The sequence below is a fragment of the Pelobacter seleniigenes DSM 18267 genome (assembly GCF_000711225.1).
Taxonomy (GTDB): Bacteria; Desulfobacterota; Desulfuromonadia; order Desulfuromonadales; family Geopsychrobacteraceae; genus Seleniibacterium; species Seleniibacterium seleniigenes.
This window is the reverse complement of sequence record NZ_JOMG01000002.1, coordinates 1,719,524-1,732,896: the sequence shown is the minus strand read 5'-3', so window position 1 is coordinate 1,732,896 and position 13,373 is coordinate 1,719,524. Positions and strand designations below refer to the sequence as shown.

The window sequence follows — 13,373 nt, the reverse complement described above, 5'->3', positions numbered from 1 at the left end:
ATTCAACAGCCTGTTAGAGAAAGGTCTGTGGAAGCTTTGGCCGGCTGCAATGTTCCACCAGCTGCTGGCGTTTTTCGCGGATAAAATCGTGATTGAAGATGCGTGCCTTTGGTTGACAGTTTTTGATGCAGGCACAGCACATGATGCAATTATCAGCGTCGGTGATCACCCGATCGGTCAGAGTGATCACCCCGGGCGGACAACTTGCCGCGCACTGCCCGCAGAGGGTGCATTTTTCCACCAGGGTCTCCGGCGCGATCCCGCCAAAGCGCACCCGGTCCCGGTAGGGGGTATTGCCGGGAATCACGGGGGGAATGATTTTTCCCTGTTCCAGCTTGCCGGCAACCTGCCGCCCAAAGGTCACCGCTTTTTCCAAATCCCCACTGTCCGGCCGCCCCAGCGCTACCGGCTGGTCCTTGGTCGCGTAAGAATGTTCGCCGATGAAAGCGGCCGCAGCCACCACTTTAAACCCCTGCCGGGTCACCAGATCACGCAATTCGACCAAAGTATCCTCGAAAGCTCGGTTGCCGTAGAGCGCGACCAGGACCGCCGGAACCCCTGCACTGCGGAAATCCTGCAAGCGCTGCAGGCAAAGCTCCGGCACCCTGCCGGCATAGACCGGAATACCGAACACCGCCACCCCGCCGCCAAGCACCGCCGCACAGCTGGCCTGCGGGAGGGTGACATCATAATGGACGGTCTGTTCCGCACCCAGACCACGGGCAATTGCGGTTACAATCTTATGGGTGGACCCGGTCGGCGAAAAATACACCAAGTGAGCAATTGGTAGCATAGCGACCTCCTTGCCGTCATCGACGGCGCTGCAGCCCTAAGGTTCCTCAGGCCATCCGGTTGAATGCGTCGACATACAATTCGTCAGTCTCGATCTCCTGTTCCAGGTCAAGCAGGAAACGATCCAGAAAATTCCTGGTCCGGCTATCCACCTGAGCGGGAAATTCGCCGTGCCCGGCCCCTTTGACCGGAATCAGATAGCTGGGTCGGCCGGCTTCGATCAGTGCCTTATCCAGGCAAACCGCCTGGGCGTATGGCACCACCGGGTCTTCGGTGCCATGTACTGTCAGCACCGGCGGTGACTGCGCAGAGACATGGGTCACCGGCGAAGCGATGCTGAGCTGGGTTTCATTCTCAGTCAACTCTCTGCCGAGCATTTTGGCTTCCAAGCTGATCCGCTCATCCGCTCCGGACTGCCCGAGGAGCGCGGCCAGATCAGTGACTCCGGCATAGTTGACCACGGCGGCAACTTTGCTGCTGACGTGGCGGTGAGCACCAAGGCCCCCTTCCAGCCCGTGCCGATCTCCGGTCAGCCCGAGCATCAACGCCAGGTAAGCGCCGGTTTCCTGCCCCCAGACCGCGATCCGCTGCGGGTCCATGCCGAGGTCCTCGGCATGCTCGCGAATCCAGCGGATAGCAGCTTTACAGTCATAGAGCTGTGCCGGCCAGACCGCTTCCTTGACGGTCCGATATTCAACCGAAACCCCGATATAGCGGCCACTGCGAACCAACGGCAGCAGATGGGGCAGACCGTCCTTTTTATCCCCCTCGGTCCAGCCCCCGCCATGAAAGAAGACCACCACCGGCAACTTGTCGGCATGCGGTTTAATGGGGCGGAAAATATCGAGCCGCTGCCGTGAATTATCCGAAGAGGCGTAAGCGACATCAAGCCGGAAGCGGATCCGCTCTTCCGCCAATTCCGCCTGGACAGGATCCTTTTGAGGAGCGTCGCCGTCCCCCTGGCCCGCCTGGTTATTGGCCTTGCGCGGTCCGAAGAAATGCACATAACCGGCGATCAGGCCGCCGAAAAGAATCAGGATAAGGATAATGTAGACAACCATAAGAAAGCCTCGAACCGATTGCTAAGCAAAAATTCCCTGCGGGTTCGGCCGGCCTGCAGCGCTGCCCCGCGTAATGAACAAGCAGGGCGGAACGACAGATTCAGGACAGCCAGAACAGATCCTGCACCGGTCTTCCTTCTTTATAATAAAGAGCCGGATTCAGTAATACGAAAAAGATATGAACTCCACCGAACCCCTCTGCACTGAGCAACTCGTTCATGGTCGCGGCAATCAAATCATGCTTTTTCTGCTCGCGGGGAAACATATAAATTTCCAATGATTGCGGCGTTTCAGACAGCTGGATTATTTTCAGAAGTTCAATTTTGACAATCTCCCGAGGAACGGCCGCCGCCCAGGAAAACTTTTCCACCAATGCCGGCAGTAACCGGCGCAGGCAGTTCTCCTCGAACCCTTTGAATCTTAAAAACGGCATAATCTCCCCTGGTATTTTGGTAATTTACAACGGGTGCCAACCTGGACAAACCTTGCGCCAAAGTGGCTTATTGTTGTTTTAAGCTTGCTCGGTCCAGTTCTCCAAACCACTTTCTAAAGCCTGGATCATGGCCGGGAGCTGCGTCATCTGTTCCTCATTCAGCACAGCCAGCAACTGTTCCTCAAGAGCCTGTACCCGCTGCTGAACCCGTCGGGCGCAAATTTTCCCGGCGCTGCTCAAAGAAAGCCGCTTAGCCCGCCGATCCAGGGCGTCGGCACTGCTTTCGATCAGTCCTTTGTCCTGCAGGGTTTCCAACAGCCGGACCAGCGACGGCCCTTTGACCCCGAGAGCTTCAGCCAGGTCCTTCTGCCGGGTCCCGTCGCCGAGGATATTGAGATAAAACAGCGGCCGCCAGGTCGCATCGGTCAGGCCCGAGGTGCGCAGTTCCTGATCCACTATTTGCCGCCAGCGCCGAGTCAGCAGAGCAAAACGAAACAGCGGCCCGCCATCAACAATTTTGCTTAAAGATGAACTCATTCTAAATTGATAGCACCCTATCTATCTCGGCGCAATGATTATTTCCTTGCGCGGTTGCCCCTCCCCGAGCAGGAGATTTCGCCTGGAAAAGCCCGCTATTTGCAGACTGGGAAAATGAGTCCGGCCATGGCTCGACATGGCGCTGGATGGCCAAGGCAATGCCGGGTCTGCAGTGCAGAGTGAGAAAAAAGAGGCCGAACGTCAACCCTGACGTTCGGCAAGAGGATGGGTATCCTGAACAGAATCTGATGGACGGAGCAACGTCTGGCAGAAATCCTTCCGCAGGAGGGCTCGCCGATTGAACCATCCTGCGGAAGAAGGGAGGAAAAATATGTCGATATTCTTATCGTTATATAGATAAATAATATTGAAGTCAAGGGGATTTTTCCACTCCCTTGCACCCGACTTTCCACGGGTCCGGGCCACCACCGAAAAAAACACCTATTCCCCTGCAATGCGGTCTTTTTTTGATTGCTTTTGCGCCACCGATTCAGGTAGATAAGCGCAACCTGAAATGCGCCTGGCAGCGTCCTGCTGACGGCGCTGCTCAGCCCCAAAACATTTCTTTGTGGAGGTCATATGACCATCACCCCGGAACGCTCCCCGCGCCAGCTCATCATCGAACAAAACCGCCGGGACTTCAGCGCGATTTATTCTCAACTGGCCTTTCCGGCCCCGGCCGTTGCCTCTGCGGCAACGGAGCGGCGCGAGCAACTGTTAGCCCTGATCAACAGTCGAGGCGAGGCGGTCTGCGGCGGCACCAAACCCTTCTCCGGGCAGCTCTCGCCCGGGTGTCGGATCTGCACCGAGGGGGCCTGGTCGTGTCTGTTCATCAATGGCCGCTGCAACCGCAGCTGCTTTTACTGCCCGACCAGCCAGGATGCCATCGGCTTGCCAACCACCAACAATATTACCTTCCGCTCCCCGGCGGATTATGTCGCCTACCTGCAGCAATTCAGCTTTCGCGGCATGAGCCTTTCCGGCGGTGAGCCGCTGCTCACCCCGGGCCGTTCCCTGGCCTTTCTGACTGCGGCCAAAAGACGCTTCGGCTGTGAGCTGCACAGTTGGCTTTATACCAACGGCAGCTTGGTGGATGAAAATATCCTGCTGCGCTTGCGCGATGCCGGGCTGGATGAAATTCGTTTCGACATCGGGGCCCTTGACTATGCTCTGGATAAAGCGGCCCTGGCCGTCAAAATCATTCCGACGGTGACGGTGGAGATTCCGGCCGTCCCGGAACAGCTCGAGAGGCTCAAACAACGCCTCTGCGAGATGGCGGAATGCGGCATCAAACATTTCAATCTTCATCAGTTACGGCTGACCAATTATAATTATCAGCGCCTCGCCAAACGCCCCTACACCTATCTTCACGGCCCCAAGATCACGGTTCTCGAATCAGAGCTGACCGCCCTGGAATTAGTCGCCTACAGCCTTGAACAACAACTGCCGGTCGGGGTCAATTACTGCTCTTTTGCTTATAAAAACCGTTATCAGCAGGCTGCGGCCCGCGGCCGCGGAACTGAGCTGTTCAAACAACGCTGGGAAACAGCAACGGCGGCGGGTTTTCTCCGCAGCCTTGAACTGAGCGGCGAGGAGAAGAACCTGACCCAGGTCGCCGCCAAGCTGCGGGAATCGGACGTGGACGCTGCCAGCTGGACCTTGGCAACAGCCCACCAAAGCCTGGCGTTTGCTGCCGAGCTGGCACCGCTGCTCGCGGCCGCTGCCCTCTCTTTGCGAGTCAGCTATGCGGCCACCCCGGTTCACGAAGCCCTTTCCTACCGCAATCCCTTTCGCGAGGTCCGTCTGCCGAGCTCGGCCAAGATATTCGCAGAACGGGTCAAAACGCAGACCTTCACTCTGGAGGGTGCCCGGGTCGATGCCTTTCTAGCCCTGCTCAACCGCCCGGGCGATGAAAAAATGGTCGGCTTGCGCCAGTTTTTCCCGGAAATCGCCCCCTATGAGGAGCCGGAACAAGGCCTGCAGGATTATTTCTAACAGGATGAACAGCCTGCCGAGTTCAGGAATGGGCGAGCAAAAGCAATGCCGCCTTGCTAAGGCATTGATTTTGTGAGGTGGAGGAAAACTTGCGACGAACCATAAATCTGTGGCATAACGCCCAAAAGACTTGCTGCATTAACCGCTCATTCAAAAGAGGAGTTCGAAGCCCATGTTATACGTCATCCGCTGTGTCGATAAAGCCGATTCCCTGCAGGTCCGGCAGGATAACCGTCCGGCCCATATCGAATATCTGAAAAGCTTCACCGCTCAGCTCCATGCCGCCGGTCCGGTTCTCGACGACCAGGACAACATGTGCGGTTCGGTGATCATTCTCGATGTTGCCGACCGCAGCGCCGCTGAAGCCTTCGCCGCCGGCGATCCCTATGCCAAAGCCGGACTTTTTCAGCAGGTTTCCATCGACCGCTGGAACAAAGTTCTGCCTTGATCTGAAAAACGGCGCTGCTCCTGCGCAAGGAAAGTCAGGTTTCATCACCTGCCCACCGCCTGAGCGGGCCGTTTCCATGGCCAGCGTTTGCGCTGGTCAGCTCAGCACCCCCCCAAAAAAACCGGTCCAATACAACGGACCGGTTTTTTTGTAAAAACTCTGAGAAACCCGCTCCACCCCTTTTTCGGACAGAGCGGGATGGTCTGTTACTGATCCAGAGTGATCCCGAAAAATTCAGCCATCACTTTGAAAATATCCGTGTTGTCGATGACCCGGGTTTCCACATCGGGATACATGCGGCCTTGATACTTTTCAAACAGGTCCGCGGCGGCATAGCCTTTGGCGTACAGCGAAACCAGTTCGTTGGTATGCCCGCCGGTTGCGTAAAAAACATCCCCGTCGGGATAAATGTATGAACCGCAATAGGCATCACTGCATTCCGTTGGAGCCTCCTGCTGGGTCGGCAGATCACCCAGGCCTGGTTTGAGGGCACGATTAACCCGCATGAAGCTGTTGCCATGGTCGGACGTCACAATCAGCAGAGTATTTGACCAGTCAATCTGATCACCCGGTTGCTCGACGTAATCGATGGCGGTTTTGACCGCCTGCTCCAGGTCTTCCACCCCGCCAATCATCCCGCTGAAGTTATTGGCATGGTTGCTCCAATCGATATCCCCCTGCTCAACCATCAGGAAGAAACCGGCCGGATCCTGGCTGAGAACCTTCAGCGCCGCGGTCGTGGATTCGGCCAAACAAGGATCTTCGCTGTCCGCCTTGCTGAATGACGGGCTACCTGGGGTATCGGTCACCAACGGGGTGGCGATTTGAGCGGCACCGAACAATCCAAACAGTTTTTTTCCTGCGGCAGCAGCCTGATCAGCCGCCGCGAGGAGATTTGTTCCACCGTTGCCACCCGGGTTTTTTTCCACAAAAACATACTCGTTATCCGCGGCTATCGCCTGATAGGCCGCTTTGGTGATATAGCGATAATCGGGTTCGGCCGCAGTGCCGTTGTAAGCCGGGTGGCCGGCGCCGATCACCACATCAGGGCGCACGTTGAAGATCACATCTTCCGAGATCTCGCCATAGTTGTTACGGTTGATGTTATGAGACGAAAAGGTTGCCGGGGTGGCGTGGGAAAATTCCACCGTGGACACAACTCCGGTTGCTCCGGCGCGCTGTCCCCAGACTTTGTCGATGACATTCTGCAACATACCGTCCGCTGCGTCTCCCGAAGCCCAGGAAATATTACCATCATCGGTCTTGATCCCGGTCGACATCGCCGTCCCGGCGGAAGCGGAATCGGTCGCATGAGCCAGCAGATACGAATCAATCAGCGGATACGGCAGCCCCCCGGCGACCGCTGGATCATAACCGGCTCGGCAGTCGAGCTGGTCAATCAGCGTCGCAGCGGCGTAACCCAGTTCATGACGAGCTGCAGCATAGCTGTTGTAGGTATCCACATCCCAGGTGGTGACATAGCCGGTGAAATCGAAATTGTGGAAGGACAGCCCGGCATCGGTCCCGTACATATAGCGGGAACCGGCAATTTCGTGGGCTTTCTGCATGCCGTCACCAATAAACAGAATCACATTGTAACCCTGGTCGGCAGCATTTTTTGCCGCCCGGTAAACATCGGTATTGTCCAACAGCTCGGTGCCGCGGTTAAGAACTCCCTGGCGACCTTTCAGGTAATCAACCCCGGCGCCCTTGGCATAGAGGGAGACCAGTTCATTGGTATGGCCGCCGGTGCCGTAGAACACTTCACCATCCGGGTAGCTGGAACCGTCCTGACTGGGCAGATCTCCTGCGCCAAGGGCCAGAGCGGTGTTGAAACGCAGGTAACTGTTGCCGTGGTCGGACGTCACCATCACCAGGGTATTGTCCCAGGACAGGCCATTGTCACCGTTGTCGACCATCGCCGCGGCTTTGGCTACGGCGCGGTCCAGGTCGATGACCCCGCCGACCATCCCGCTGAAATTATTGGCATGGTTGCTCCAGTCGATATCCCCCTGCTCAACCATCAGGAAGAAACTGTTGCCATTCTGACTGAGAACCTTAATGGCAGCCTCGGTCGATTCCGCCAGCAGCGGGTCAGTCTCATCGGCATTACTGAAGGTCGGCGCTGCAGGAGTATCGGTGACCAACGGTGTTGCTATCTGGGTGGACCCGAACAGGCCAAACAGCTTCTTGCCTTGGGCCACGGCGCTATCCGCTGCAGCCAGGAGCGCGTCGCCGCCATCGACAGACGTGGTCTTTTCGACAAAGACATACTCCGCGTCGGCCTTGATCGCGGTATAGTCGGCCTGCGCGACATAGTGATCGGAACCGACGAAATCAGGATGTCCGGCACCGATCACCACATCCGGCCGGGTTTCCGCCACGATCTCATGCGCGATCTGCTGGTAATTGTTGCGATTGACATTATGGGAGGCAAAGGAAGCGGGCGTGGCATGCGAGAATTCCACCGTCGATACAACACCATAGCTTCCCCCCCGGGTGCGATAGTATTCACCGATTGTGGTTAGCTCCCCTCCAACCGGGTCTCCGGTCGTCCAGGCAATATTCCCAGCGTCGGTTTTCACACCGGTCGCCATAGCCGTTCCCGCAGACGCTGAATCGGTTGCCGCACCGGCGAGAAAATATTCATCCTTGGCGGCTGTGGACAAACCCGCTTTGAGCAGATCATAACCGTACTTGGCCGTAATATTTTCCGGATCGTAACTGGCGGCGGAAGCCTCTCCGGCATAATTGTTATAGGTGGTTACATCCCAGGTCGTGACATAATTCTGATAAGGAAACTCGCTCTGATCCTGCCAGACCAGACCGCTCTCGTTGCCATAAAAGTAGCGGCTGGCAGCCAGTTCGTGCTCTTTTTGCATCCCATCACCGATGAACAGGATGACGTTTTTAGGTGCCGCATAACCATTCGCGCCAGCGGCCCCGTCGCGCCCGTCATCACCATCCGATCCACACCCCGCCAACAACATCAGCAAGGCAAACAGGCTGATTAACTCCTTGGTCCATGGAGGACACTTGACCCACAATCGTAATCGTCGTTGCACAATCATACCCCTTTTCCTGGAAAGAAAAGTCATCGGACAATCACCTGACCGCCGGATGACATGAATGAGGCAGACTGTCCGCTGAAGTAACAGATTGTTAGAAAAGTCCATCACTGGCTGTTTCCAACAGCCTGAAAACAGATTCAGCTTGTCGTCTGCAGTTCGCATGAATCCCACCCCCAAGCACCACACTGCATCGGCAGGAAAATGTCTGAACCACGGTGATAAATGCAGGAAAAAGATTATTGTTTCGTTAGATTTGCAACAATTCCGGATGAGATTTAACACTCACAAAGCGTAGTTTTTAAAATAGAGGATTTTTATTCATCTGAAATTGCAGGAAGGATTCAGAAGATGTGCAGTTTTTCAGAACAGCCTTGGTGAGCGGGTCGGAACAGCCAAGACAAGACCGCCGCAGACTGCCCCCGATATGAAAAAGAACGTTCCATTCTTGCAATAAACAAGGAACTTCCCTATGCTTTTAACTGCCAAGAAATCCTCCCAAAAGGTTGTTTTGGCACGGGCAGGGGGGATAGGCAGTCCCCCTTGCCCAACTTTATTCCCCAGAATCGGCCGATTGGCATCATTTTTTCAATTCTTGCAGCAGCAGTTGCTTCCCACGACCAAGAAACTCCGCCAATGACCAGGACTCGTTACTGAGCGCGCTTTGCCCGCCCGGCGCCAGAACATAAGTCTCCGCCAGCAACTGCTCGCCACTGGTACTTTCCACCAAGACAGTGGTCCGTTCATATTCGCCACCTTCAAACCGGTCAAGTCGCGCCAGCAACTCCGCTGAAACATTGAGATACAATCGCCCTGCAACTGTCTCCCCGGCCCTGATGACAATACCCGGATAAACCTGTCCGCAAATTTTCCTGCGCCGATAACCGTGGAGCCGCACCGCAATGGACGGCGGTACCGTACCAGCGACCAGTTGCATGATGTCTTCATCCAGGAGGGTGCCATAGACAAAAAGATTCATCGTGGTTGTCCCGTCACAAAAGCTAATTTTCCTAACATTCAAGAGGTTAAACCTGTCTAACAGCAACTTTCACCCAGCCATTCCGCTAACCACCAGCTAACAATCCGCCCCGTACGGACAGCCTTTCCGGCCCTCCTTGGACCGACGCCCGTCGAAACAATCCGGCAACTTAGGATAATTTTTGGCACCAAATCACAAACAACCGAAGAACAACCGGAAAAGTATTTTTTATTTCCCTACATTAATGATGACCTAACCGCCGGACAACATCTGTCTAACCAGAATAGTCGAAAGTAGCTGTCGCACAACGATTTTTATACTTCATCAGTCCCGGACAACCAGAACGAACAGCAAGCTGTTACTAAAATTCGATCATTCAAATTCAAACTGAAGGAGATGCAGATGGAGACACAAAGGTTGCACAGACGTATCAGAATGTCGTTTTTCCTGGCCCCATTGCTGGCGGCACTGCTACTGAGCGGCTGCAGCGATAACGACAACAACAGCCAAGAACCCCCTGCGGACATGGCCTTTTCCCAAATTTCAGTCCCCCTCAGCGATACCCAGAAACGATCCGTACTGGCCACGGACTCGGTCAAAATTGATGGGACCAGCTATGCCATCGGTTACAACACCCTGCTTAGAAGCGGCCAGGTTATCGGCACCGAAACCTTCGGTCTGATTCGCGACTATCAGGGGGCGCCAGTCATTCAGGAGGACAACTCCGAGTTCATCTCGAATTCCGCCGATTTCACCTCCTTGCTCCACCTCGGCGACAAACTCTACAGCGTGACCCATTTTGAAAGTCAGCCGGGCGGCATGTACCTGACTGAACTGAACCAGGCCAGCGACGGCACCCTGACCGCGGTCAGCACTCGCAGCATCGACTTTTCCCAATGGGGCGGGCTGTGGACACCCTGCGCCGGCAGCGTCACTCCCTGGAATACCCACCTCGGTTCTGAAGAATACGAACCCGATGCCCGTGCCTATGAGGCCGCCACCAGCAAGGACGACATCGGTTCCTATTTCGGCAGCATGTCCAATTATTTTGCTGTCCCCTTTTATGCGCCGACGACCACGGTTGCCGACATCAAAGAGGTGGTCAATCCCTATGCCTACGGCTACCCGACGGAAGTCATCGTACAGGAAAACGGCAGCTACAGCGTCCTCAAGCATTATGCCATGGGGCGGATGGCCGTCGAACTGCCCTATGTCATGCCCGATCGGAAAACTGTTTATATTTCGGATGACGGCACCAATGTCGGACTGTTCATGTTCATCGCCGACAGCGCCGGAGACCTGAGCGCCGGAACCCTGTACGCTGCCCAACTTGAACAGTTGGCGGCTACCGACGGAGGTTCTTTTAATCTTAGCTGGATCGACCTTGGTCACGCCACCTTTGCGCAGATCAAAACCGCCATCGACAACCATGTCGTATTCAGCGACATCTTCGACAGTGTCGAGCCGACCACTGACGGGACCTGTGCCAGCGGCTACACCTCCATTAACACCACCTGGGGGCATGAATGCCTGGCCGTTAAAACCGGCATGGAGACCGTCGCCTCACGCCTGGAGTCCCGCCGCTATGCGGCCATGCTCGGCGCAACCACGGAACTGCGCAAAGAAGAAGGGATCTCCTTCGACCCCGACGGTATGACCCTGTTTGTCGCCATGAGTGAAGTGGCCAAAGGGATGGAAGACGGTTCCAGCAACGATAACGGCGGCCCCAACCAGGTCCGCCTGGCCAAGAATGCCTGCGGGACCGTCTATCAATTGGCGGTTGGTACCGATCCGCTGATCGGCAGTGATTATGTGGCCAAGGACATGGCCGGCTTGATCAGTGGCATTCCAACCACCTACCCCGATGGCAGCGATTATGCCGGCAACACCTGCAATGTCAACGGGATCGCAAACCCTGACAACATTACCTTCATCCCCGGGAAAGATACCCTGATCATTGGCGAGGACACCGGCAGCGGCCATCAAAACGATGCCATCTGGGCCTATGATCTGTCCAAAGACCAATTGACCCGAATCCAGACCACCCCTTACGGTTCGGAAACCACCTCCCCCTACATTTATCCGAGCCTGAACGGCCACGGTTACCTGATAAGCGTTATCCAGCACCCTTACGGGGAATCGGATCAGGACAAGCTGACTGACCCGGCTGATGCCGCCGCTTATGTCGGTTATATCGGCCCTTTCCCGGCCCTCGGTGCTGAAGGACCGAACCTGGTCGACAACACCCGCGGCCGGCAGGGCATGACCAGCCTCAACTTCCTTGACGTCCCGGCACCGACCCTTGACAGTGAAAAACGCAAAATCTGGGGCACCCCTTCCGCTTCGGTCAACGGAACCGGCCATGCCATCGGCTTCAACACCATCCTGCGTAGCGGCGACAGTCTCGGCAGCGCCACTTTCGGGCTATTGCTCGATCAGCACGGTACCCCGCTGACCGCTGCCGACAACTCCCAGACCGTCTCCAACTCCAATGACTTTGCCTCGCTGCTGGATCTGGGCAGCAGCCTTTACAGCGTCTCTCATTTCGAAAGTCGCCCCGGCGCCATGTACCTGACCCGGCTGGAACAGGGTACCGATGGCAGCCTGACCCCGCTCAGCACTCAAAACATCGACTTTTCCGCCTGGGGCGGCCTCTGGGTTCCCTGCGCCGGCAGCGTCACGCCGTGGAACTCACACCTCGGTTCGGAAGAGTATGAACCGGATGCGCGGTCGTTTGAAAACGCCACCAGCATCCAGGAGATCAAAGACAACGGCAGTTTCGATCAGATGGCCAAATATTTCGATGTCGATCCGGATGCCGCGGCAACCACGGCGACTGACCTCAAAGCGGTTCTCAATCCTTACAAATACGGTTTCCCCACTGAAGTCAGCGTGGCCGCCGACGGCAGCTATACCATCGCTAAACACTATGCCATGGGGCGGATGGCGGTCGAATTATCCTATGTCATGCCGGATGAAAAGACCGTCTACATTTCCGACGACGGCACCAATGTCGGCTTCTTCATGTTTGTCGCCGACACCGCCGGCGATCTGAGTAACGGGACCCTCTACGCCGCGCAGTTGAATCAAACCGACGCCGCAGACGGTGGCGCTTTCGATATCAACTGGATCGACCTCGGCCATGCGACTTTCGCGGAACTCAACACCGCCATCAACGCAGGAACCAGCTTCAGCGATATTTTCGACGCGGTCGAACCGGCCACGAACGGAAGCTGTGCCAGCGGCTACACCTCCATCAACACCAGCTGGGGGCATGAATGTCTGGCTGTCAAAACCGGCATGGAGACCCTGGCTTCGCGCCTGGAATCCCGCCGCTATGCCGCCATGTTGGGGGCAACTACCGAGTTGCGCAAAGAAGAGGGGATCACCTTCGACCCTGACGGCATGACCCTGTACGTGGCCATGAGTGAAGTGGCCAAAGGCATGGAAGACGGCTCCAGCAACGATAACGGCGGACCGAACCAGGTCCGCCTGCCCAAAAATGCCTGCGGAACCGTCTATCAACTGGCGGTCGGCACCGATAGCAGCATCGGCAGCAACTATGTCGCCATGACCATGGTCGGCCTGGTCAACGGCACCCCGGTCAGCTACGACCCGGCCAGCGTCTATGCCGGCAACACCTGTGATATCAATGGTATTGCCAACCCGGACAACCTCACCTTCATCCCCGGCTACCACACTCTGATTATCGGCGAAGATACCGGTAGCGGCCATCAGAACGATGTCATCTGGGCCTATCATCTCGACACGGAGGAGCTGACCCGAATCCAGACCACCCCCTACGGTTCGGAAACCACCTCCCCCTATTTCTATCCGAACATCGGCGGTAACGCATACCTGATGAGCGTGGTTCAGCATCCCTATGGCGAGTCCGATCAGGACCAGCTGGAAGATTCGGCGGATGCTGCAGCCTACACCGGCTTTGTCGGTCCGTTCCCTGCCATGGATAGTGCGGACTGATCTGAGCCCGTGATTCTGCATTCCGTTTCATCAATCGGGGGGAGCTGTTGCGCTCCCCCCTTTTCCCGTTTTGGGAAGG

At 56.2% G+C, this 13,373-nt stretch carries 9 protein-coding genes; 3 read left to right on the top strand and 6 right to left on the bottom strand.

Translation table 11 applies throughout. The features are described from left to right. Nucleotides 1–13: 13 nt before the first annotated feature. From N909_RS0110715 to N909_RS0110700, 4 genes are all read right to left on the bottom strand, one after another. Nucleotides 14–793 carry a 4Fe-4S binding protein gene (locus N909_RS0110715; protein WP_029914860.1) on the bottom strand — a complete coding sequence of 260 codons (780 nt, stop codon included), beginning with the start codon at nt 791–793 and terminating at the stop codon, nt 14–16. A 46-nt stretch (nt 794–839) separates the two neighbouring features. Further along, nucleotides 840–1,853: an alpha/beta hydrolase gene (locus tag N909_RS0110710; protein ID WP_051689684.1), complete on the bottom strand. Its 1,014-nt coding sequence runs from the start codon at nt 1,851–1,853 to the stop codon at nt 840–842. A 100-nt stretch (nt 1,854–1,953) separates the two neighbouring features. Continuing rightward, nucleotides 1,954–2,286, bottom strand: coding sequence for a DUF1904 family protein (locus N909_RS0110705; RefSeq protein WP_029914850.1), 333 nt, complete (start codon nt 2,284–2,286; stop codon nt 1,954–1,956). 78 nt (nt 2,287–2,364) lie between these two features. After that, on the bottom strand, nt 2,365–2,823 hold the full coding sequence (locus N909_RS0110700; RefSeq protein ID WP_029914848.1) for a MarR family winged helix-turn-helix transcriptional regulator: 459 nt from the start codon (nt 2,821–2,823) through the stop codon (nt 2,365–2,367). 579 nt (nt 2,824–3,402) lie between these two features. Between N909_RS0110700 and N909_RS23825 the strand changes: the two genes are divergently transcribed. Then, on the top strand, nt 3,403–4,818 hold the full coding sequence (locus N909_RS23825) for a radical SAM protein (RefSeq protein ID WP_051689683.1): 1,416 nt from the start codon (nt 3,403–3,405) through the stop codon (nt 4,816–4,818). Nucleotides 4,819–4,990: 172 nt separating this feature from the next. After that, nucleotides 4,991–5,266 carry a YciI family protein gene (locus N909_RS0110690; protein WP_029914844.1) on the top strand — a complete coding sequence of 92 codons (276 nt, stop codon included), beginning with the start codon at nt 4,991–4,993 and terminating at the stop codon, nt 5,264–5,266. A gap of 206 nt (nt 5,267–5,472) precedes the next feature. Here the strand turns inward: N909_RS0110690 and N909_RS0110685 are convergent, their stop codons facing one another. After that, nucleotides 5,473–8,337: an alkaline phosphatase gene (locus N909_RS0110685; RefSeq protein ID WP_162179119.1), complete on the bottom strand. Its 2,865-nt coding sequence runs from the start codon at nt 8,335–8,337 to the stop codon at nt 5,473–5,475. 577 nt (nt 8,338–8,914) lie between these two features. Beyond that, nucleotides 8,915–9,313, bottom strand: a complete 399-nt coding sequence (locus tag N909_RS0110680) for a gamma-glutamylcyclotransferase family protein (RefSeq protein WP_051689682.1) — start codon at nt 9,311–9,313, stop codon at nt 8,915–8,917. A 402-nt stretch (nt 9,314–9,715) separates the two neighbouring features. On the opposite strand from N909_RS0110680, the gene N909_RS25935 reads away from it, so the two are divergent. Continuing rightward, the gene (locus N909_RS25935) at nt 9,716–13,294 is read left to right on the top strand and encodes an alkaline phosphatase PhoX (RefSeq protein WP_169739560.1); all 3,579 of its coding nucleotides are present in this window, start codon (nt 9,716–9,718) and stop codon (nt 13,292–13,294) included. The last annotated feature ends 79 nt before the right edge of the window (nt 13,295–13,373 follow it).